Annotated in this window: 20 protein-coding genes and 1 pseudogene; 4 read left to right on the top strand and 17 right to left on the bottom strand. The window is 64.2% G+C overall.

What is annotated here, in order from left to right:
* Nucleotides 1–59: 59 nt before the first annotated feature.
* From FOY51_RS26310 to FOY51_RS26285, 6 genes are read right to left on the bottom strand one after another with little or no spacing between them, the layout of a single operon-like run.
* Nucleotides 60–866 carry a CoA transferase subunit A gene (locus FOY51_RS26310; protein WP_149433229.1) on the bottom strand — a complete coding sequence of 269 codons (807 nt, stop codon included), beginning with the start codon at nt 864–866 and terminating at the stop codon, nt 60–62.
* Nucleotides 863–1,444, bottom strand: coding sequence for an RBBP9/YdeN family alpha/beta hydrolase (locus tag FOY51_RS26305; protein WP_149433228.1), 582 nt, complete (start codon nt 1,442–1,444; stop codon nt 863–865). The genes FOY51_RS26310 and FOY51_RS26305 overlap by 4 nt, the downstream gene beginning before the upstream one ends.
* On the bottom strand, nt 1,441–2,775 hold the full coding sequence (locus FOY51_RS26300; RefSeq protein WP_149433227.1) for an MFS transporter: 1,335 nt from the start codon (nt 2,773–2,775) through the stop codon (nt 1,441–1,443). Before FOY51_RS26300 ends, FOY51_RS26305 begins: the two co-directional genes overlap by 4 nt.
* 18 nt (nt 2,776–2,793) lie before the next feature.
* Nucleotides 2,794–3,846 (bottom strand): beta-keto acid cleavage family enzyme, encoded by a 1,053-nt coding sequence (locus FOY51_RS26295; RefSeq protein WP_149433226.1) that lies wholly within the window; start codon nt 3,844–3,846, stop codon nt 2,794–2,796.
* A 53-nt stretch (nt 3,847–3,899) separates the two neighbouring features.
* Complete coding sequence (locus FOY51_RS26290; RefSeq protein WP_149433225.1) at nt 3,900–4,784, bottom strand: TauD/TfdA dioxygenase family protein; 885 nt, start codon at nt 4,782–4,784, stop codon at nt 3,900–3,902.
* Between the two features lie 19 nt (nt 4,785–4,803).
* A complete protein-coding gene (locus tag FOY51_RS26285) occupies nt 4,804–5,793 on the bottom strand; it encodes a quinone oxidoreductase family protein (RefSeq protein ID WP_149433224.1) in 990 nt (329 codons plus the stop codon).
* Between the two features lie 153 nt (nt 5,794–5,946).
* Between FOY51_RS26285 and FOY51_RS26280 the strand changes: the two genes are divergently transcribed.
* Nucleotides 5,947–6,939 (top strand): AraC family transcriptional regulator, encoded by a 993-nt coding sequence (locus tag FOY51_RS26280; RefSeq protein WP_149433223.1) that lies wholly within the window; start codon nt 5,947–5,949, stop codon nt 6,937–6,939.
* 28 nt (nt 6,940–6,967) lie between these two features.
* Here FOY51_RS26280 and FOY51_RS27750 read toward each other — a convergent pair whose 3' ends face one another.
* The 7 genes and pseudogenes from FOY51_RS27750 to FOY51_RS26245 form a co-directional block, all read right to left on the bottom strand.
* Entirely contained in the window at nt 6,968–7,501 is a 534-nt protein-coding gene (locus tag FOY51_RS27750) for a hypothetical protein (RefSeq protein ID WP_235916789.1), read from the bottom strand.
* Between the two features lie 54 nt (nt 7,502–7,555).
* Nucleotides 7,556–9,132, bottom strand: a pseudogene (locus FOY51_RS26270) (alkaline phosphatase D family protein).
* A 45-nt stretch (nt 9,133–9,177) separates the two neighbouring features.
* Complete coding sequence (locus tag FOY51_RS26265; protein WP_149433222.1) at nt 9,178–10,269, bottom strand: sulfotransferase family protein; 1,092 nt, start codon at nt 10,267–10,269, stop codon at nt 9,178–9,180.
* A 4-nt stretch (nt 10,270–10,273) separates the two neighbouring features.
* Nucleotides 10,274–11,245, bottom strand: a complete 972-nt coding sequence (locus FOY51_RS26260) for a glycine betaine ABC transporter substrate-binding protein (protein ID WP_149433221.1) — start codon at nt 11,243–11,245, stop codon at nt 10,274–10,276.
* Entirely contained in the window at nt 11,242–11,979 is a 738-nt protein-coding gene (locus tag FOY51_RS26255) for an ABC transporter permease (RefSeq protein WP_149433220.1), read from the bottom strand. The genes FOY51_RS26260 and FOY51_RS26255 overlap by 4 nt, the downstream gene beginning before the upstream one ends.
* Nucleotides 11,976–13,184: an ATP-binding cassette domain-containing protein gene (locus FOY51_RS26250; RefSeq protein ID WP_149433219.1), complete on the bottom strand. Its 1,209-nt coding sequence runs from the start codon at nt 13,182–13,184 to the stop codon at nt 11,976–11,978. Before FOY51_RS26250 ends, FOY51_RS26255 begins: the two co-directional genes overlap by 4 nt.
* Nucleotides 13,184–13,825, bottom strand: a complete 642-nt coding sequence (locus FOY51_RS26245; RefSeq protein WP_149433218.1) for an ABC transporter permease — start codon at nt 13,823–13,825, stop codon at nt 13,184–13,186. Before FOY51_RS26245 ends, FOY51_RS26250 begins: the two co-directional genes overlap by 1 nt.
* Before the next feature lie 266 nt (nt 13,826–14,091).
* Between FOY51_RS26245 and FOY51_RS26240 the strand changes: the two genes are divergently transcribed.
* The 3 genes from FOY51_RS26240 (at nt 14,092) to FOY51_RS26230 (ending at nt 17,117) form a co-directional block, all read left to right on the top strand.
* On the top strand, nt 14,092–15,153 hold the full coding sequence (locus tag FOY51_RS26240) for an NAD(P)H-dependent amine dehydrogenase family protein (protein ID WP_149433217.1): 1,062 nt from the start codon (nt 14,092–14,094) through the stop codon (nt 15,151–15,153).
* A 64-nt stretch (nt 15,154–15,217) separates the two neighbouring features.
* Nucleotides 15,218–16,282 (top strand): LLM class flavin-dependent oxidoreductase, encoded by a 1,065-nt coding sequence (locus FOY51_RS26235; RefSeq protein WP_149433216.1) that lies wholly within the window; start codon nt 15,218–15,220, stop codon nt 16,280–16,282.
* Nucleotides 16,283–16,370: 88 nt separating this feature from the next.
* On the top strand, nt 16,371–17,117 hold the full coding sequence (locus FOY51_RS26230; RefSeq protein ID WP_149433231.1) for a pirin family protein: 747 nt from the start codon (nt 16,371–16,373) through the stop codon (nt 17,115–17,117).
* Here the strand turns inward: FOY51_RS26230 and FOY51_RS26225 are convergent, their stop codons facing one another.
* The 4 genes from FOY51_RS26225 to FOY51_RS26210 all read right to left on the bottom strand — a co-directional run bounded on the left by FOY51_RS26225 (nt 17,118) and on the right by FOY51_RS26210 (nt 20,702).
* Nucleotides 17,118–18,008, bottom strand: a complete 891-nt coding sequence (locus tag FOY51_RS26225; protein WP_149433215.1) for an RNA polymerase sigma-70 factor — start codon at nt 18,006–18,008, stop codon at nt 17,118–17,120. It lies immediately after the preceding gene.
* Complete coding sequence (locus tag FOY51_RS26220; RefSeq protein ID WP_149433214.1) at nt 18,005–19,177, bottom strand: NAD(P)/FAD-dependent oxidoreductase; 1,173 nt, start codon at nt 19,175–19,177, stop codon at nt 18,005–18,007. Before FOY51_RS26220 ends, FOY51_RS26225 begins: the two co-directional genes overlap by 4 nt.
* Before the next feature lie 86 nt (nt 19,178–19,263).
* The gene (locus tag FOY51_RS26215) at nt 19,264–19,893 is read right to left on the bottom strand and encodes a TetR/AcrR family transcriptional regulator (protein ID WP_149433213.1); all 630 of its coding nucleotides are present in this window, start codon (nt 19,891–19,893) and stop codon (nt 19,264–19,266) included.
* The gene (locus FOY51_RS26210) at nt 19,893–20,702 is read right to left on the bottom strand and encodes an SDR family NAD(P)-dependent oxidoreductase (RefSeq protein ID WP_149433212.1); all 810 of its coding nucleotides are present in this window, start codon (nt 20,700–20,702) and stop codon (nt 19,893–19,895) included. Before FOY51_RS26210 ends, FOY51_RS26215 begins: the two co-directional genes overlap by 1 nt.
* Between the last annotated feature and the right edge of the window lie 176 nt (nt 20,703–20,878).

The raw sequence follows: 20,878 nt of genomic DNA, 5'->3' as shown, positions 1-20,878 counted from the left end.
AACAAGTTCCTCGGCCAGCTGCACCACTGCCTGCAAACCGGCCGGCTCTACGACGAACATCAGGCGTTTCCACCTCCTTCCGAGCTCGCGGCTTGACATTTAGCTTCGTGAGATGTCTTTCGTGCTGTGACGGTGCGCTTTTCGATCTGCTTGTCCTGCACGCCGGTGTGCACGATGCGATCGACGAACACGCCTGGCAGATGGACCTGTCCCGGGTCGAGTTCGCCGATCGGTACGAGCTTCTCCACCTGGGCGATGCAGATCCGACCCGCCATGGCAGCAAGCGGGTTGAAATTCCGTGCTGCTTTGTCGAATACGAGATTGCCGGCGGTGTCGCCGACGAGAGCGTGGACCAGGGCGTAGTCGGTCGTGATCGATTCCTCGAGCACGTGGCGCCGCCCGCCGTACTCGCGGATCTCTTTCGGTGGCGAGGCCAGCGCCACCGATCCGTCGGGGCGATAGCGCCAGGGGAGTCCGCCCTCGGCGATCGGGGTGCCGACTCCGGCGGGCGTGAAGAAAGCGGGCACCCCGACGCCGCCCGCGCGAAGCTTCTCGGCAAGGGTGCCCTGTGGTGTCAGCTCCACCTCCAGTTCTCCGGAAAGGTATTGGCGCGCGAACTCGGCGTTCTCACCGACGTACGATGCGACGACCCGCCGGATCCGCTTCTGCGCCAACAGCAGCCCGAGGCCGTAGCCATCGGTGCCGCAGTTGTTGGAGACCACCTGCAAGTCGCAGGCGGTACCCGCGGCGATGGCGGCGATCAGCACGTCAGGGATGCCGCACAATCCGAAGCCACCCACTGCCACCGAAGCGCCGTCCGAGATATCGGCAACAGCATCGGCGGCGGTTGCGAACGTTCGGGTCACAGCGCAACCTGCTCGCGAGCAGCGATCAGATCCTGCACCAGATCCTTGGCCTGCGGCCAACGGCCATATCCTGCAGCAGGATTCAGGTGCCCGACCGGACCGAGCGAAACCAGGCGGCTGCCCCAGGCTTCGGCCATACCCGCAATCCGCCGCGAGCTTCCGAGCGGATCGTTGCTGCTGGCAGCGACGATGCTGGGAAAGGGGAGACGTCGCCGCGGAATAGGAGTCCAGCCTGCGTCGTCGAGTTGATCGGCGGTCGGATACCCATGCGGCAGGGGCTGTTCCAGGTCGGCAGGCGTCGCCAACAGCGCGCCCACTATCGGTCGGGTCGACTGCTGCGCCCAGTGCACTGTGGTGATGACACCTGCGCTGTGCGCCACCAGCACGATCGGGCCGTCTATCGAGTTCACCACCTCGTCGAGTGCTGCTACCCGTGCGGCGCGGCTGAGCTTGTCGTGTTCGAGGGGCGGGACGGTAACGGTGTGTTCGAGCTGGTCGGCAAGGTGGGTCTGCCAATGGTCGGCGACGTGGTCGCGTAGGCCGGGCACGATCACCACGGTGACCTTCGAGTCGTTCATGATTCCTCGTCGGATTTGATAGTTGTTGCGGCGTCCAAGGTCTGAAGCTTTGCCAGCCCGCGCGGATGCAGGCGCTTGCCGAGCAGCATCGCCGCAGCGGCGGGCAGGTACGCGAGCGGTGCCCACTGCAGTGCGCCGAGCAGGCCGAGATGGTCCGCGAGAATGCCCACGACCATCGGGCCCAGTGCCAGACCGAGCAGATTGTTGGCCAGCGTCAGAGTGCCCATCCCGGAGGCCTGCACCGACTGGTGGGTCAGCCCCGCGACCATCGCTGCGGTAGTGCCGGAGGACCCTGCGGAGAAGAACGCTCCGATGGCGAGCAGCGCCAACTGACCCGCTCCGGTGTCGAGTCGGAACGCCGCCATGAGGCAGACGAACCCGATTGCGCAGTAACCGATTCCGACAGTCCATTTTCCGGTGATGTCGTTACGGCTCAGCCGATCTGCGATGTAGCCGCATCCGATCATTCCCGTGGCGATCAGCAGAACAAACACGGATGCGACCACCGCGGCGCGGGCTGGTGGGTAATCGTAGGTGCGATTGAAGAAGCTCGGCAGCCACGCGAGCATCACTGCCGCCATGAACATCTGCAGGCCGCCGCCGACGTAGGCGCACATCACCGCCGGATTCGTGAACAGGCTGGAGAACGGTGCCCGTCGGACCACCACGCCGCCGTCGGGTCGTCGCACCTGGTACTTCGCAAGACGGCGTTCGGTGATCAGCACCTTGAACGCCGCTGCCAGCAACAGGCCGAGCACCGCCATCGCCGCGAACGACCAGCGCCAGCCGAGTTGGGTGGCGATCACGCCGCCCAAGCTCACACCGACCACCGAGCCGAACGACCCGCCCGCCATGAAGGCGCCTGCCAGTGCGGCGTGCACTTGAGGCGCAAAGACGCTGAGCACCAGCGCAATTCCGACGCTGCCGTACGCAGCTTCGCCGACGCCGACCATGAAACGGGCGATGAGCATGTGCTCGTACCCGCCTGCGAGGGCGCACGCCAGGGTGGCGACGCTCCAGAGGACGGCCATCAGGACCAGGCTGCGCACCCGCCCCCACCTGTCGGCCAGGATCGAAATCGGCAGGGTGAGCAACCCGACCATCAGTGCGACGACGGAGGTGAGCGACGCGAGTTGCGAGTCGGTCAACGACCAGTCGGCCTTGAGGAACGGGAACACGGCGCTGAGCACTTGTCGAGACATGTAGTCCGACAACAACAATGCGAATGCGAGGCCGAAGACGATCCAGGGGTAGAGCCGCCGCCGGGACGACGAGGTCCCGGCGGTCGGTGCCCCGATGGATTCTTCCACCGACGAGGTGATGGCAATCATGTTGTTTCGTCGTCCTTGCTAGGCGTGACCGGTGAAGCCGACCTGGCCGAGCACGCGGTTCGGCGCGTAGCCCAGCTTGGCGAGTGTCTCGTCGACGCTGGAGTACTGCTCGCCGATCCGGTAGATGTCGCGGGCTTCCTTGCCATCGGCCACTTCGCGGCCGAGCTCCTGAGCGATCCGCACGAGCTGCTTGACCTGATCGACCGACTTGATCTTCTCGCCCTTACGGCCCCAGATCGTGTCCTCGTTGCCACACCGGGCGTGCAGGCCCATCGCGATGGCCATCGCGTTCACCGGCAGCACGGAGCGCATCAGCGTCTCCAGCGTGAGGATCGCGCCGTCGGGAACGCGCTTGACGAATTCCATGATGTTGTACGGGTTCGGGCCGTCGAAGCCTCCGCCGATGCCCACCCAGGTCACGTTGAAGGGGCCCATGTACTTGCCACGGCGGATCAGGCGTTCGACAGTTTCCAGCTGCGGAATCGACGACAGCTGGAAATGCGGCTGGATGCCCGCTGCGGTGAGCCGACGCAGGTGCTCCTCGACCCATGCCGGTCCTGCGGGCACCGTCATCTCGCGGTAGGTGTCGGACAGCTCCGGGCGGGTCATGGACGTTCCCGCGATGTCGTCCTCGGTCATCAGCTCCATGATGTTCATCTGGCTGGTGTTGATGGCAATGGTGACTTGGTCCGGCTTCGGGTCCAGCTCGGCCAGCATGTGCCGGGTGTCGTCGGAGAGCCACTTGGCATCTTTACCGTCGCCTTCGGGCGCGAACGAGATGGAGCCGCCGACCTGAAGGATCATGTCCGGCACTGCCTCACGGAGCCCTGCGAGCAGCTCGTTGAACTTCGAAAGCCGTTTGCTGCCATGGCCGTCCAGCTCACGAACGTGGATGTGCAGCACCGTGGCGCCGGCTTCGTAGCAATCGACAGCCTGCTGAACGTGCTCCTCGATGGTGAGGGGCAGGTCTTCGCGGAAGTCGTCGAGCTCCCACTCGGGGCCGTACGGCGCGCAGGTGATGACCAGCTTGTCCTGAACCTCGGGGAACAGGGCGTCGTCGTGGAAATGCATGGGATTCTCCTTGTGTGTTGTGTTGAGCTGTAACAAGATCGAGCTGGTTGGGGTCAGAAAGGTCGATCGCCTGCGATGCCCGCGCGTTCCATCCGGCGAACGCCGGGGAAGTAGTCCTGCACCGCGTAGTGCTGGGTGTGGCGGTTGTCCCAGATGGCGAAGCTGTTCGGGGTCCAGCGCCACCGCACCTGGAACTCGGGGATGGTTGCCTGGCTGATCAGGTACTGCAGGAGATCCGCTGCGCCAGGGGCGTAGTCGATGCCGAAGCGCACGTTCTCGGGCGTGTGGAAATTGGTGAAGTGGGTGGTGAACGAGTTGACGAAGAGCGCCTTCTCGCCGGTCTCGGGATGAATGCGCACCACCGGGTGCTCGGCGTCGGGGAACCGCTGGTGGAGTTCCGCACGCCGCTCCGGCGGCATGGCCGCACCGAAGGTGGACTCGATGCTGTGCCGTGCACGCAGGCCCGCGATGCGCTCCTTGACGTTCTCGGGCAGGCGCTCGTAGGCGGCGACCATGTCGACCCAAATCGTGTCGCCGCCGACCGCGGGGCCCTCGACGCAGCGCAGCACCGATCCCATGGGCGGGTTCTGCCGCCAGGTGGCGTCGCAGTGAAAGGCGTTCTCGTAGTGCTCGGGTGGGCTGTCGAGGTCTTTGTAGATGCGCACGAGGCCGGGGTGGTCTGGGTCGCAGCCCAGTACGGGATGGTCTTCCAAGGTGCCGAACCTCTCGGCAAGTGCGACGTGGTCGGCACGGCTGATCGGCTGATCGCGCACGAAGAGCACCTTGTGCCGCAAGAGAAGAGCGTGAAATTCGGCGAACAGGGCGTCGTCGCGGGCGACCTCGGCGAGATCGACGTCGAACAGTTCGGCCCCGAGGTTGGCGGTCAGGCGCTCGGCGCGGATGAGTTCGGTCGCCGGGGCGAAAGTTGTTGTGGTCATGGTGGTTCCAGTTCTCGGGTCAGACGGTGAGTACGGACGAGCCGACGCTGGTGCCGGCTTCGAGTTCGGTGTGTGCGCGTACGGCGTCGGCGAGTTCGTAGCGCTGGTTGATGTCGATCGCGATGCGGCCTGCGGCGACGTGATCGAACAGTTCGCCTGCCAGTTCGGCGCGCTCTGCCGGATCGGCGATGTAGTCGGCGAGGGCGGGCCGGGTGACGAACACTGAACCCTTGATCGCGAGCTGCATGGCGTCGATCGGCGGGATGGGGCCGGACGCAGTGCCGAAGCACACCAGCAGACCGCGGCGGGCAAGGGAGTCCAGCGACGTAGCAAAGGTGGTTGCGCCGATGCTGTCCAGCACGACGGGCACACCCTTGCCGTCGGTGAGTTCGCGTACTCGCGCCGCCACGTCCTCGTCGCGGTAGCGGATAACGTGGTCGCAGCCGTGGGCGCGGGCGATCTCGGCCTTCGCCTCGGTGGATACGGTGCCGATCACGTTGAGGCCCAGCAGCTTTGCCCACTGCGTGACGATCAGGCCGACGCCTCCCGCTGCAGCGTGCAGCAAAATGGTGTCCCCGTCGCGATAGGAGTGGATCCGGCGCATCAGGTATGCGGCTGTCAGGCCGCGCATTGTCATCGCCGCCGCTGTCTCGAACTCGATGGCGTCGGGCAGGGCGATCAGGTGCTCGGCAGGCATGACTCGCGCGGTGCTGTACGCACCCAGCGGGCTACCGGTGTAGGTGACTCGATCACCGGCGGCGAAATCGACGACGCCCGGACCAGCCGACTCGATGACGCCCGAAGCCTCGACGCCCATACCTGCGGGCAGAGGCGACGGGTAGAGGCCGGTGCGAAAGTAGGTGTCGGCGAAGTTCAATCCAACGGCTTCGTGTCGGACCCGAACCTCGCCGGGGCCGGGTTCGTCGACCGCCACGCTCTCCCAATGGAGCACCTCCGGCCCGCCGGTCTCGTAGAAGCGGATTGCCTTGGCGTCCAGCTGCGTTGCCACTGTGTGTCCTTTCCTGCCTGCCCGACCGACGTGGCCGGACTTTGTGATGCAGATGACACTACGAAGGCAAGAAGGCTTAAACTGTTCTTGTCGGGACAAGTTTCTATTCAAATCGGAACGCACAGGTGACGCGGGTCACCTCTGGGGGGTGTGGTGAAGCCGCTGGCGCGATATGCCTCGCTGGCCAACTACGTGGAACTCACGGCCGCTTTGGGTGTCGATTCCGCCGCGCTGTTGCGCTCCGCGGGGCTGGACCCGGCCGGAGTTCGACTGCAAGACAGGTGGGTGCCCGCGTCGGCGGTCGTGGACCTGCTGGAGCGGACGGCGGCGCAGACAGGTCGGGCAGACCTCGGCCTACGCCTCGCGGAGCTGCGACGACTCTCGCATCTCGGTCCGCTCAGCTTGGTGCTGCGCGAAGAACCCGATGTGCGTAGCGCGCTTCAGGTGCTGGTTCGCCACGAGAACATGTACAACGAGGCACTTCATACCCGTGTGACCACGATGGACGGAATCGCTTCCGCGCGAGTCGAACTCGACCTCGGCACCGTGCAACCCGACAACCAGTCGATCGATCTCGCGGTCGGGGTACTGCACGGGCTGCTGCGCGCGCTGCTCGGGCCGGAATGGCGGCCGTTGGCTGTGTGTTTCGGACATCCGGAGCCCGCCGACGGCACTACCGCGCGGCGGATGTTTCCGGGGTCCCTGCGCTACGACCACGATTTCAACGGAGTGGTCCTGTACGAGGCCGACCTCGACCGGCCCAACGCCATGGCCGACCCACAGCTGCGGGCGTACATCCAGCAGGTGCTGCCACCGGCTACCGATCGACAGATCGACACCGTCGGGCGCGTCCGTGAGCTGATCGAGATGCTTCTTCCGACTGGACGGTGCTCGGTCGAGCAGATCGCTATCAGCATGGGCGTCGACCGACGCACCGTTCATCGCCGTCTCGCCGCGGACGGCGCTACGTTCACAGGAGTGCTCGACGATGCACGAGCCGAGCTGGCCAGACACCTGGTTGCGGGGCAACGGCATTCGCTCGGCGAAGTTGCCGAGTTGTTGGGGTTGTCGTCGCCGAGCAATTTCTCGCGGTGGTTCCTGCGGCGATTCGGGGCGAGTCCTCGACAATGGCGCGCACAGGCATGAACAGCGAGAGCTGCGTGAACAACGAGCGCTAGGGCACGACGACGTCGAGTGTCACGGGGATGTTGGGGTGATCGGTGCGCATGGTGAGTTGGACGCGTCCCGGTCCGGTGACGGCGGTGACGACGACCCTCGACGTGCTCGACAGGTTCGCAGGAACGAAGCGGCTCACCGATCCACTCTGACCGGTATCGGCGTTGTGCCAGTCGTAGATTGCGGTCACGTCGCAGTTGAGGATCGGCGGAAGAAACGGGCCCAGTGGTGTAAAGCCTTGCGAGATGGTCAATTCGATGGCATGTGATGCTCCGGGTATGTCCGCGTACTTGTCGCGTGGGCCGTCGTATGCGGTTCCCTGAGTCGTGATCATTCCCGCGCAGATGCCGTTACCGAGCGTGAACACCTGCCGGTATCCGGTGGAGGTGGTTGCGCAGGATCGAATGCCGGTGTTTGTCGTTCCGAGAATGCACGGATCGGCGGCACTCGCGGTGCCTGCGGTCGCGACGCACGTCGCGCCTCCGACGAGTGCGATGACTGCGGTGGACACCAGCGCGTTTTTGAGGGCCATTTGTCCACTTTATGATGATTGTTCCGATGTGCGACCCCCGAATTCCAGGGGCACCTACAGCTGTGTAGCGCTCGGCGATCCATCTTCGACGACGAAACCGGCCCGAGTATCGATCTGCGCACCGGGTCTGCCGATGTAGGGGACGACACGAAAATCTGTGCGCCACAACCGATGATCCAGCTCGACACGCGCGTACCCACGCTGGGCATTGAAGAACTTCATGTCCTCATTGGCGGCCAGCAGGCGCCGTCCGGTGTCGTTCATGTCGGCGCCGTCGCCACCGGTGGTGATCGAGGTGACCGTGAATTCTGGTGCTACCAGCGGTGATCGCGGATCGGCGTAGTCGCTGCGTAGGTCGGAGACGATGTTCTGGTGTCGATCGCCGGTGAGCACCACCAGGTTCCGGACATTGCGATCGACTGCGGCGCCCAGCACCGCGTTGCGATCGGCAACGTAGCCGTCCCAGGCATCGGAGGAGAGCACGACGTCGGGACCGGGGTCGTTGTCGGCCTGGCCCATCGCCACCTGATTGCCGATGATCTGCCAACGTGCAGGAGAGTCCGTGAATCCGTCGAGCAGCCAATCCCGTTGCTGTGCACCGAGGATCGTGCGATCGGGATCGAACCGCTCGGTGCAGGTCGCGGAAACGTCGTCACCGCAGGCCTGCGGGTCACGGTACTGGCGGGTGTCGAGCATCGTGATGTCCGCGAGATCGCCGAAGCGGTAGCGACGGTGCAGTCGCATACTCGCTCCGGACGGCAGCTGTGCAATCCGCAGCGGTTGATGCTCGTAGAGAGCCTGGAATGCGGCGGCCCGCCGTCGGCGAAACAGCGCCGGGATCAGATAGATATCGATACCCAATCCCGGCGAGTAGACAGCCCAGTTGTTGTCGACCTCGTGATCGTCCATTGTCACGATCCACGGGAAAGCCGCGTGGGCGTCACGCAGCGGCTGCTCGGCCTTGTACTGCGCGTACTTCAACCGGTAGCTCCGGAGATCGACGGCCTCGACGCTGTCCACCCCCATCGACATGCCCTCGCGGCCGCGTCGCCACCCACCCTCGTAGATGTAGTCACCCAGGTGAACCACCAGGTCGAGATCTTCCCGGCTCATGTGCTCGTACGCCGTGCAGTACCCCGAGCTCCACGACTGACAGGAGGCGAACGCGAACCGCATGCGCGGCGTCGGCTGTCCCGGGGCGGGCGCTGTGCGGGTTCGACCCACGGGTGAGATCGCCGAGCCCGCGCGAAATCGATAGAAGTACCACCGATCCGGTTCCAAGCCATAGACCTCCGGGTGCACACTGTGCGCCAATTCGCGGGTGGCGACAGCCGATCCGCGGGCCGCCACTCGGGTGAACCGCTCGTCGTGTGCGACTTCGTATTCGACGGTCACCGGATCCCAGTTCATCCCGCCGTGCCCGTCCGGCAGCAGGGGATCCGGCGCCAGTCGGGTCCACAGGACGATGCCGTCAGGCGACGGATCGCCCGACGCCACCCCCAAGCGAAGGGGTCGTTGCCTCGCCACCGTGGCGGCGGCAGCTGCCCGCTGCCCACCGCAGCCGCCCCCACCAGCACCGCCGCCGATCCGCCCGCACCGATGCGGAACAGCTGGCGACGAGAAACGGACATAAGCCACGATATCCACGGCGATCGCTACCGCGCCGTTTCGTCAGTTCAGAGCGGGTAACCCCACGCTTGTGCGGCAAATCCCCATTCGCGGGCAACCAGCTCTCGATCGTGCTGAGTCAAGGCGTAGTCGTTGCGTCGGTAGGTGCGCTGTGACGAGACATGCTGTGCGATGGAGGATTGTGCAGGCTCGTAGGGGCCGAGGTCCAGCGTGTCGTAGATGTGTTGCAGCTGACTGTGCGGGTCGGCAAGGAGGTCGTCGAAGGAGAGGTCGACCACCTCGTTGTCGGCGAAGTCTTTCCGGTCCTCGAAGTACTTGTGCACCGCGCGGCGATAGAGGGCAACCACGCCGGCCCGCAATTCGCCGTCGTCGATCTTCTGCAGGCCCCAATAGTCGTTGGACACGCGAGCAGCGTGGACTGCCGAGGGCAGCACCTCGTAGGGATGGCGGTGTATGTGCACGAATCGCGCACCGGGAGCAAGCTTGCGCAACAACGGCATTCGAGCCATCGCGACAGGGTTCTTGAGAACCAGCCGCCGACCGTCCGACAGCAGCGTCGCCTTTTCCAACACCGAACGCCATGCTGCGGCGAAGTTCGCGATGTCTTGCGGGCGTGCGGTTTCGAACGATCCGAAGCGGTCGAACAGTTCGAGCTCGCGCCGACGAAACGGGATTGCGTGGTAGAAGCTCGCGTACGTCAGTGCGGCAACGGCGAACTCGTCTTCTTGCGGGTGGCGAGGGCCCGCGGCCATGTTGTCGAGCGGCCGATTGGGCGGTGCAAGACGCTCGGCCATTCGCGCCGCCGTGTGCCGTCCGAGCACACTCGTGGACGGGTGGAAGGCTTGCAGACCAGAGACGAAGCCGAAACGGGGGTCCTGCGACAGCAACTCGTGCAGGTACGTCGTGCCAGATCGCCAATGCCCGACCACGATGATGGGCGGCTGCACGTGCACACGATCCAAGCGCCGTCGCACGGCCACACGTTCTGTCGCGCGCCACGGAGCGATCGCCAAGCTGGCGGCAGCCCCCAACCAGGCGCGGCCAGGACGATCGATCTGGGCACGGTTGGCCAACACCGCGCGCGCAACAACCGGAAGTGTTGCGCCGCAATGCAGTGGCGCCTGGTAGGCGTTGGGCATTCGGTCAGTTAACCAGCTTCTCGCTCTTCAGCCAGTCGTATGCGACGTCCGACGGGTCCTCGCCCTTGATGTCGACGCGCCCGTTCAGTTCCTGCATCAAGTCGTCGGTCAGGTGCGACGAGACGACTCCCAGCAGGTCGGCAACCTTGGGGTACTTCTTCAGGATTTCGTCCCGCACGACCGCGGTGCCGCTGTAGGGCAGGAAGAACTTCCGATCGTCGTCGAGGACTTTCAGGTTCAGGTTCTTCACGCGACCGTCCGTGGTGTAGACCATGCCGAAGTTGCAGGGTGCGCTGCGCTCGGTGGAGGTGTAGACCACACCGGCATCCATTCTTGTCACGTTGCCGGACGGGACGCCGTCGGGCGCGTTGAGCGGAATCCCGTATGTCTTCAACATCGGCACGAATCCGTCTGCACGGCTGAAGAACTCGTCGTCCACGCAGAAAGTGCGGTCGGCGACGGGCAATTTCGCGACGTCGGACATCGTTGTGACGCCCAAGCGTTGCGCAGTCGGCGAGGATGCCGCAAAAGCATAGGTGTCGTTGAAGTTCGCAGGCGGCAGCCAGTCGAGGTTGTTTTCTTTCAGCTCGATGTCGTGGACCTTCTGCCACAGCTCTTTCGGATCTGCGATGGTCTCGGTTTCGTTGTGATAGTTCACCCAGCCGGTGCCCGTGTATTCCCACAGAATGTCGGCGTCACCGTTGAGTTGCGCCTGGCGCGACGAGGCTGATCCCGGAGCGCCGGTGAGGTCGGTGACCTTGGCGCCTGCTGCCGCAAGATATGTCGCGCTGATCTTCCCGAGCAGCACCCCTTCGGTGAAGCTCTTCGACGTGACCACGAGCGACGCACCTGCGAGCGGTCGATCGCCGCCGGGCAGCGACGCACTGTGGAACGTGCCCGACGAGCTGACCAGGCCGCAGCTTGCCAAGGTGCTCGCGGCGACGGCAATCGCCGCAGCCAGCCGCAGGCGCCTCATGCCACTCCTCGCGGTGTTGCGACCAGTTCGACCAGTCGGCCGAGCCAATCGATCGTCAAAGCCAGGAGCCCGACCAAGATGGCACCCGAGATGAGCAGCTTCGGCAAGAACAGCGTCACGCCGGTGGTGATGAGCGTGCCCAAGCTGGTGGCACCGATGAAGGTGCTCAGCGTGGCCGTCCCGACCAGGATCACCAGAGCGGTCCGAACACCGTTGAGGATCACGGGAACTGCGAGCGGCAACTCCACCTGCAGCAGTGTGCGCGCTCCGGAGTAGCCGATTCCGCGAGATGCTTCGATCGTTCGCTTGTCTACCTGATCGATGCCGATGATGGTGTTCTGCAAGATCGGCAGAATGGCGTAGACAACGAGTCCTATTACGGCAGTGCGGAATCCGGTGCCCAGCCACATCGTCAGCAACACGATCAGACCGACAGCGGGTGCGGCTTGGCCGACGTTGGCGATGTTGATGACGAACGGCTTGAGCCGTTTCGCCTTCTCCCGTGTGAGCAGGATGCCCAGCGGGATGGCAATCAGCACGACGATCGCTGTCGCGGTCAGCGTCAAGATGATGTGGTCGATGATCGTCGAGCGTAGGTTGTCCCAGCCCAGCGATGCCTGTTCGGTGGATGTCAGCGTGGTCGATCGATACCACGCGATGTATCCGATTCCGAGAATCAGAATGATGAGCGGCTCGAACCATACGTCGATCGGTGTGCGTCGCAGTCGGTTCATGCCGTGCCCTCGGTGTGAGCGCTGTACGAAACCTGCTCGTCGTCGGCTCGGGCATCCGAGAGTTGTCCACGAATGACGGACATGACGGTCGCGACGGTGAGCGCACCGGTTACCGCGCCTCGGCTGTCGGTGACGAGGACCCCGCCCTGGCTGGCGGCGAGCATGGAGTCGAGTGCGTCGTTGAGCGTCGACGACGGCGCCACCGTCGGAAGGCGTTCGTCGACATAGTCGGAGATGCGTTCCTTCGTCGCCACCTCGTCGAGCGACGGCCACGACTGCGGACGGCCCTGGCTGTCGACGACCGCGACCCACGTCGCACCCTGCGCCTTCGCCCGGCCGATGACTTCTTGCGACGAGTCGCCGACCCGCGCGGTCACCACCGGATTGTGTTCGACGTCCCTGACCCTGGTGAGTGTCAGGTGAGCAAGCGTGGCACCCGATCCGATGAATTCTTCGACGAAGGGGTTGGCAGGCTTTGCAAGGATCTCTTCCGGCGTCGCGTACTGCTCGATTTTGCCGCCCTCGGAAAGGATGAGCACCTTGTCGCCGAGCTTGGTCGCTTCCTCGAAATCGTGTGTGACGATGACGATGGTCTTCGCGACCTCGTGCTGAATCGCAATGAGGCTGTCCTGCAAGCGTACTCGGGTGATCGGATCGACTGCGCTGAACGGTTCGTCCATCAACAGAACGGGTGGATCGGCGGCGAGGGCTCGTGCGACACCGACACGCTGTTGCTGGCCGCCGGACATGTCCTTGGGCAAGCGGTCGCGGAACGTGTCGGCGTCGAGGCCCACCAGGTCGAGGAGGTACTCGGTTCGCTCGGCTATGCGTTGTTTGTCCCAGCCGAGAACGCGGGGGATGGCGCCGATGTTCTTGCTCACCGACCAGTGTGGGAACAGTCCGCCCGCCTGGATGACATAGCCGATCGACTGCCGCAGCTTGTCCGGATCTTCGCCGGTGACGTCACGGTCGCCGATGAAGAGTCGACCCTGCGTGGGTTCGATGAGCCTGTTGATCATCTTCAACGTGGTCGTCTTACCGCACCCTGACGGTCCGACGAAGGCAACGATGTGGCCCGCTTCGATGTCCAGATCGATCTTCTGCACGGCAGGCTTCGCCGTTCCCTTGTACTGCTTCACCACACCGTCGAGACGGATGGACACACCCGACACATTTCGGTCGGCAGTAGCGGAATTGTCGGTCATCACAGTCCCTTTGCAATGGTGAGGCGCCCGAGAAGGACGAGCAGGGCGTCGAACACCAAGGCGATGACGACGATGAGAACGGTTCCTGTCACGGCCATTTCGACGGAATTGGTGCCACCCAATCGGGAGAGGCCGTTGAAGATCAACGACCCGAGGCCGGGGCCAAGCACGTAGGCGACGATCGCGGCGACACCGACGATCATCTGCGTCGACACCCGAATGCCGGTGAGTATTACGGGCCATGCCATGGGCAGCGATACCGAGAAGAGGATGCGGCGCCGCGACAACCCGATTCCCTTCGCCGATTCGATGACCGAGTCGGGGACCGCGCGTAGTCCCACGATCGCGTTGCCGATCACCGGCATTGCTGCGAAGAACGCCAGCATGAGGAACGACGGTATGACGCCCAAGCCGAACGGAACGATCAGCAGCGCCAGCAGTGCGAGCGACGGAATGGTCAACGCGACTCGGCTCGTGGTGAGGGTCAGCGCAGAGAAGACGGGCAGGCGGTACACCAGTACCGCGATGATCACGGCGACGATCGTTCCGACCAACACGGTCTGAAAGGCAAGCGACGCATGCTGATACGTCAGGAACGCGAGAAATTCACCTCGCCCGTGAAGGTAATTCCAGATATGCATGAAACTCCCTCTCGCGGCCAGCGCTGGGTGCCGGCGATCCGACATTCACAGGCCGATCGTGCAGAAGGGTGAACGTACCGCTCGGTCGCGAACTGCGAGGGCCTGCTGGATGCGTCGGTGTACGTGGCCCGGCATCGTCAAGAACTGACTAGCTGCGGAAATGGGCGGCCAGTCGGGGATCGCGACCTTTAAATCTGCTCGAGTCGATATCGGATTTCCGTGCACTGGAGCTTCCAAAGAACTGGAACGTGTTCTATCTTTTCGTGATGACGACTTCGACCGCCGATCGTCCGCTGCGCGTGATCCAGTGGACCACTGGCAACATCGGCAAGCGCTCGCTGCACGCGATTCTGGCTCGACCGGACCTGGAGCTGGTCGGTGTCTATGCGCACGGTGCGAACAAGGTCGGGGTGGACGCGGCCGACCTGTGCGATTGGCCGGAGCCGACTGGCATCACGGCAACCGACGACATCGACGCGGTGGTGGCCTTGGCTCCGGATGCGTGCTGCTACAACCCGCTGTGGCCCGACATCGACGCGCTGGAGACGCTGCTGTCGGCGGGCATCAATGTGGTGAGCAGCGCGGCGTGGATCACCGGCGGTAAGCAGACCGAGGCCGACCAACAGCGCATTGCGGAGGCATGCCGCCGCGGCCGGTCGACGATGTTCGGCAGCGGTGCGCACCCTGGCATCACCAATATGGTTGCGATGGTGCTCAGCGGCGCGTGCGAACGGGTCGACGAGATCCGGATCACCGAATCCGTCGATTGCTCCACGTATGAATCGGCAGAAACGCAGTCCGCCATGGGATTCGGCAAGTCACCCGACACCGAAGGTCTGGCCGAGAGTGTCCGCGTGGAGAGTGAGGTCTTCGCCGAGTCGGCCGCGATGATGGCCGACGCGATCGGAGCGACGCTGGACCGGATCACCTTCGACGTCACCTTCACCGCGGCCACCGACGATTCCGACCTGGGGTTCATGAGGATCCCGAAGGGCACGGTCGCCGGGGTGTTCGGCTACCACAGCGGGTGGGTTGGCGATCGCAACGTCGTGTCCGTCGGCTTCAACTGGACCATGGGCCACCACGTGGTTCCGCCGAAGCCGTTGAGGCACGGTCACGTCATCCAGGTATTCGGGCGTCCCAACATGCGGACCGTCCTGCACTGCCTGCCACCCGCCGATTGGGACGAGGAAGGCTTCATGGGTGCCGGAATGATCTACACAGCAATGCCGGTGACCAACGCCGTACCCGCCGTCGTCGCTGCCGTGCCGGGTGTGGTGACGCTGAAGGATCTGCCTGTCGTAGCGGGACGGCATTTCCCACGCTGACGATTGAAAATCTGCGTGAGTAGATTGGTAGTGGACCGGTCAGGGGCCAGTCGATACTGCATCGGTGAGCTCCGAATTCCTCTGGTACATACCGAATCAGGTCACACCCGGGCACCGCGGTGACGACATCGTCGCCGACCACAACAGCCTCGATACCTTGACCACGCAGGCCACGGCGCTCGAGAAGCACCGGTGGAAGGGTGCGTTGCTCGGCACCGGCTGGGGTCGGCCGGACACTCTGACCGTCGCCGCCGCACTCGCAGCGCGGACCACGACGTTCGAGCCGCTCGTCGCTGTTCGGCCCGGGTATTGGAGCCCGGCCCACTTCGCCTCCGCGGCAGCCACTCTCGACCATCTGACGAACGGTCGGGTGCGGGTGAACATCGTGTCCGGAAAGGACAACCTGGGCGCCTACGGTGACAGTGAGGGAGACCAGGCGGATCGATACGCGCGAACGAAAGAGTTCCTTCAGCTGGTTCGGAAGCTGTGGACGGAGGAGAACGTCACCTACCGCGGTGACCACTTCCACGTCACCGACTCGACGGTCACACCGCGGATCACGCCGCGCGGCGATCGCCCGCATCCGACGCTCTACTTCGGCGGTGCGTCCGAGGCGGCGGAACGGGTCGCGGCGACGGAGGCCGACGTTCAATTGTTCTGGGGTGAGCCACTCGACGGAGTGCGCAAGCGAATCGAGAGGCTGACGGCACTGAGCAACCAACTCGGTCGCGAGCATGCGCCCCTGCAATTCGGTTTGCGTGTCACCACTTTCGTTCGGGACACCACCGAGCAAGCGTGGGCCGATGCGGAGGCGAAGGTGGTCGAATTGGCGACGACGCAAGGGACCCGGCCCGCGAATCCCTTCCAGGGCACCGCGGTCGGGCAGCAGCGACTTCTGGACTTGGCGACGCGTGGTGACGTGCTCGACGACAATCTCTACACCGCGCCCGGGAAGTTCGGGGGCGGCGGTGCAGGCACCACCTGGCTGGTCGGTTCGGCCGAGGATGTCGCCAAGTCATTGCGCAAGTATCAGGATCTCGGCATCACTCATTTCGTGCTGTCCGATACGCCGTACCTGCAGGAGATCGAGCGGCAGGGCGATCAGTTGCTGCCGTTGCTCCAGGACTGAGCACGAATGCGCACTTGTTGTCGCATCGCCCGAGTGGAATCGATATATGTGCGCATTGGGCGGCGGAATATCGACAAAGTAATTGAAGTTGAAACTACATGTGAACAACGTGACCGTGATCCCCAGCGCCGATCGCGCGCACTGGTGGAACGAGTGGCTCGACTCGAAGCAGTCGTTCCCTGCCACCGGAAACTTCGATCTCGCAGGTAACGCCCACGGATTGTTGCTGGTGCACAACGAGGACGTGGTCGATTCCGGCGCAGGCTTCGACACGCATCAGCACCGAGACATGGAGATCGTCACCTGGGTGCTCGAGGGCAGTGTCGTCCATCAGGATTCGGTCGGGAACTCCGGTGTGATCTACCCCGACCTGGTGCAGCGAATGAGCGCAGGCAGTGGGATCATGCATTCCGAGAAGAACGGGTCCGGCTGGCGAGACCGCAAGCCGCTGCATGTGATCCAGATGTGGGTACCGCCGGACGAGAACGGCGTGGCGCCCAGCTATCAAGAGAGTGATGTGGGCACCCGCCTGGCAGCCAACGGCTTGACGACCGTGGCATCCGGCATGGCGAAGCATCGCGAAGACACTTCGGTCACCATCGGAAACCGCAATGCGGCAATGCATGTGGCCCGACTCGGCGCCGGGCAGTCCGTCACGATTCCGGAAGCGCCCTATCTGCACGTCTTCGTCGCGAAGGGCGCCGCCGAATTCGAGGGACACGGCAACCTGGCGCAGGGCGACGCTGCTCGCATCACCGCAGGCGGCGGATATCGGGTGACCGCAAAGGACGATGCCGAGATCGTCGTCTGGGAGATGCACGCATCGGCTCGGTGATCAATCGATCGGGTGAGTAGTACCGCCTCCGATGGCGTGCAACTTGTCGGGATTCGCGACATTGTGAATCCCGACGATACGTCCGTCGGAATCGAGATCGATTGTCACAGTGGATATCACGCGCCCGGCCCCGCTGAACACCATTCCTGCACCGCCGTTGATCTCGACGATCTGCGCGCGCATGTCCACGAAGTCGATCCCCTGATACGGACGCTGAGCGATCCCGGCGAACCAGGTCGCCACCTTGCTCGATCCGGTCACCGGACGCAGGGCTTGGCGCACCTTGCCGCCGCCGTCCGTCCAGAGCGTGACGTCCGGGGACAGCAGCTCCATGAGTGTGTTGATGTCGCCGCCCGTCGTTGCGGCGAAAAATCGCTCCATCACCGCTTTCTGCCGTGATCGGTCCGAGTCGAAGCGAGGTCGCCGCGACTGGACGTGCCCACGCGCACGATGCGCTGCCTGCCGGACCGCGGCCTCCGAACTGTCGATGGCGTCGGCGATTTCGCCGTAGCTGAAGTCGAACACCTCTTTCAGCACGAACACCGCGCGCTCCAACGGACTGAGAGATTCGAGTACGACGAGCATTGCCATCGATACCGACTCGGTTGTCGTGGCATCGTCGGCGAGGTCGCTCGAGGTGAGAATCGGCTCGGGAAGCCAAGGGCCGATGTAGGTTTCGCGCTGACGTTGCGTCGATCGCAGCCGATCCATCGCAATGTTGGACACGATTCGAGCCAGATACGCCTTGGGTTCGCTCACCCGCGAACGATCTGCGGCCGACCACTTCAGCCACGCATCCTGAACGGCGTCTTCGGCATCGGTGGCCGTGCCCAGAATGCGGTACGCGACAGAGAACAACAGATTTCTGTGGTCTTCGAAGGGATCGCTCATCGCCGGGCAGCCCGCGTGTACCTGCCGCCATGCGGCCAGATCGAACCCGAGCGCGGGTATTTCTTCATCCGGCCGTACGTCGGCCACGGCGAGGAACTCACTGTTTCCTTGTACCAGACCGCGGGACGGCCCTTCAGCGATATCCGCCGCGGACTCTCATCCGGTTTGGTGAACTGGACGACGCCGTCGTGCCGGCCGAGGCTGATCGGCGCGTGGTAGTACCCGAACCGAAACGGCTTGGGATGCTTGCCTTTCAGTTCGCGAGCTATCGCCATCGCAGCATGGACGCCGGTAGGCATGCCGCTCTGGCAGGTCCCGTGCAGGACGCCGAATTCTTGACGGACGGCCGCGGCGTCGCCCACTGCGTACACGTTGGGATGCGAGATCGATCGCAGCGCCTCGTCGGTGACGATTCGACCGTGCTCGTCCACCGCCAAGCCTGCGGCGGCCGCCATCGGTGACACCCGCACCCCGCTGGTCCACAGCACGACGTCGGCGGCGACGGAGTCACCGTCGGCCAGCTCGACCGAGTCGGTGAGTACCTTGACCACGTCGACACCTGCGCGGACCTGCACTCCTAGGCGATCCAACGCCCCCTGCAGGTAGGTGCGCAGTTTCGGCGACAGCATCGATCCAGGTGCGTGCCTGCCGAGCAACACCACATCGAGTTCGGGGTGTTGCTCGGCAATCTCGGCCGCAACCTCCACCCCGGTCAGGCCACTCCCGCCGATCACCACGGTTCCGGTGCCCAGGCTGTTCAGTCGAGTCGCGAGGCGCTCGGCATCGCCGACAGTGTCGAGAGTGAACGCGTAGTCGTCGACGCCCGGCACTGCGGTCGTGTCGGTGTGACTGCCGATTCCGAATACCAGCGTGTCGTAGGTCAGGGCGCCGCGACCGTCGATCCACACGGCCTTGGCATCGGGGTCGACGGCCGTCACCCACCCACGGACGAACTCGATTCGCGTGCCCGCCAACAATTCCGGAATCGGAAGATCGTCGAGGACCTGACCGCTTGCCGTTTGGTGCAGGCGGAGACGTTCGACGAACCTATCGTCGGCGTTGACGAGGGTTAGTTGCACATCATCGCGACGTGCGGTCCGAGCAGCGAGATTGATCGCCGTTGCCATTCCCGCGTAGCCGGCGCCGAGAATCAGGATGCGTGTTTTCATGGTGGTCGCCCTTCGTAGCGAGTTGCTGACCAGCACAAGACGTAAGCAGGGCGCGGATTCGTGACATCGGGCCCGCGTGACCTACGTCATAGCTCTCGATGGAGCGTTTCGACGATCTCGACTGTCGTGGACGCGACGCCGGTGCTATCGAGTTGGAGCGCCGTTCGCAGTGACGTGACGAGGTTCGCCGCCGCCAGCTCGACCAGCGAGTCGATCGCTATGTCGGCGTGGGTGATTCGGTCGATCATCATTTCGTCCAGGTAGCCGACCCAGCCGCGCATGGTGGTCCGGACAGCGGGCGGTATGGGGGCGGCGAGGCCGAGTCCGTCGAGAATGCGTTGCGCACCGCTCCACCGCAACGCGTCGACCATCGCGCGCATGTCAGGGTCCGCGCCGAGTCCACCCGTGATGATCGCGACGAACGAGGCCGAGTGCTTGTCGATGAACGTGATGTGGTTGGTCAGCGCATGGCGCAACTGGTCGTGCAGGGTGCCGGAGGCAAGGGGGGCATCGCGATTGGCCAGTAGCTCGTCGGCGATGGCGGACATGACGGCGAGGTAGAGGCCGCGTTTGTTCTCGAAATGATGCGCGATCAGTCCGTATGCGACGCCGGCGGCCTTGGCTATCTCCGACGTGGTGACCTGCTCGTAGGGCCGCCGCATGAAGAGGTCGCGTGCGGTATCGATCAAGTGCTGACGCCGATCCACCGGCGGCATCAGCGGATCGCGTCGAGCGTGTTGACCTTGGAACCGGCGAACCGTGCCACCAGTCGACCGAAGACCGGCAGTTCGAGCGGGATGCGCGAGTACGCCGGATGTACCAGCCTGGTGTCGCCGCGCTCGAGCGCTTTGACGATTGCCGCTGCCATCGATTCGGGTGCGATCGGCGGCAAAGTCCTTGGCGGACTTGTCTTCCATGGCAGGTCATCGATGTCGCGCAGGGCGGTCTCGGTGCTGCCGGGCACCACTTCGAGTACGCGAATCGGGGTGTCGGCAAGTTCGAGTCGCAGCGACTGGGTTGCCTTCGCGAGTGCGGATTTCGATGCCGCGTAGTAGCCGAGCAGGGGGATCGGCACTGCTTGCACAGTGGAGGTGACGTTGGCGATGGTGCCGTGACCGGCAGCGCGCATGCTCGGAACCACTGCGGCGGTCAGCGCCAATGGCGACCACAGATTGGTCTCGAACACCGATCGGGCGGCTGCGGTATCGCTGACCTTGGTCTGAGCGCCGGTCAGGCTGGTGCCCGCATTGTTGATCAGAATGTCGACGCTGCCGCCGAACGCTGCGAGCGCACGCTCACCGAGGTATTGCGCTGCACCGGGTTTCGCAAGATCTGCTACGAGGACGTGCGGCCGGAGATGGCCGTCCGCCGTGATCCGATCAGCAAGGGAGTCGAGCAATTCCACGCGGCGCGCGGAAACCGCGAGCGTTGCCCCCTGCGCCGCGAGTTGTATCGCGAGCGCGCGGCCGATGCCGCTGGAGGCGCCGGTCAGCAGGATTCGTGTGCCGTCGAGTTCGAGTGCCATATGACCACCTTCGCATACTGACTGATAATCAGTCAATTTCTCGTTGCGCGCGGTATGCGGCGCTGGTTGCGTACGAACATTGGGTAGCTCGTTACTCAGGACATCGGCGGTGGCAGTGGACATGCTCGAAATCGATTCGGTGCCAACCGAATCAGCCACATACCCGAAGGAGTATC

The organism is Antrihabitans cavernicola, assembly GCF_008297975.1.
In the GTDB taxonomy this organism is placed as follows: domain Bacteria; phylum Actinomycetota; class Actinomycetes; order Mycobacteriales; family Mycobacteriaceae; genus Antrihabitans; species Antrihabitans cavernicola.
The sequence above is the reverse complement of the archived record's forward strand: the minus strand, read 5'-3'. Positions and strand labels throughout refer to the sequence as shown.

Coding starts and splice junctions, on each gene's coding strand:
- FOY51_RS26305 (WP_149433228.1), bottom strand. CDS start 1,444: ATGAACGACTCGAAGGTCACCGTGGTGATCGTGCCCGGCCTACGCGAC.
- FOY51_RS26300 (WP_149433227.1), bottom strand. CDS start 2,775: ATGATTGCCATCACCTCGTCGGTGGAAGAATCCATCGGGGCACCGACC.
- FOY51_RS26295 (WP_149433226.1), bottom strand. CDS start 3,846: ATGCATTTCCACGACGACGCCCTGTTCCCCGAGGTTCAGGACAAGCTG.
- FOY51_RS26290 (WP_149433225.1), bottom strand. CDS start 4,784: ATGACCACAACAACTTTCGCCCCGGCGACCGAACTCATCCGCGCCGAG.
- FOY51_RS27750 (WP_235916789.1), bottom strand. CDS start 7,501: ATGGCCCTCAAAAACGCGCTGGTGTCCACCGCAGTCATCGCACTCGTC.
- FOY51_RS26265 (WP_149433222.1), bottom strand. CDS start 10,269: ATGCCCAACGCCTACCAGGCGCCACTGCATTGCGGCGCAACACTTCCG.
- FOY51_RS26260 (WP_149433221.1), bottom strand. CDS start 11,245: ATGAGGCGCCTGCGGCTGGCTGCGGCGATTGCCGTCGCCGCGAGCACC.
- FOY51_RS26255 (WP_149433220.1), bottom strand. CDS start 11,979: ATGAACCGACTGCGACGCACACCGATCGACGTATGGTTCGAGCCGCTC.
- FOY51_RS26250 (WP_149433219.1), bottom strand. CDS start 13,184: ATGACCGACAATTCCGCTACTGCCGACCGAAATGTGTCGGGTGTGTCC.
- FOY51_RS26245 (WP_149433218.1), bottom strand. CDS start 13,825: ATGCATATCTGGAATTACCTTCACGGGCGAGGTGAATTTCTCGCGTTC.
- FOY51_RS26240 (WP_149433217.1), top strand. CDS start 14,092: ATGACGACTTCGACCGCCGATCGTCCGCTGCGCGTGATCCAGTGGACC.
- FOY51_RS26225 (WP_149433215.1), bottom strand. CDS start 18,008: ATGAGCGATCCCTTCGAAGACCACAGAAATCTGTTGTTCTCTGTCGCG.
- FOY51_RS26220 (WP_149433214.1), bottom strand. CDS start 19,177: ATGAAAACACGCATCCTGATTCTCGGCGCCGGCTACGCGGGAATGGCA.
- FOY51_RS26215 (WP_149433213.1), bottom strand. CDS start 19,893: ATGCCGCCGGTGGATCGGCGTCAGCACTTGATCGATACCGCACGCGAC.
- FOY51_RS26210 (WP_149433212.1), bottom strand. CDS start 20,702: ATGGCACTCGAACTCGACGGCACACGAATCCTGCTGACCGGCGCCTCC.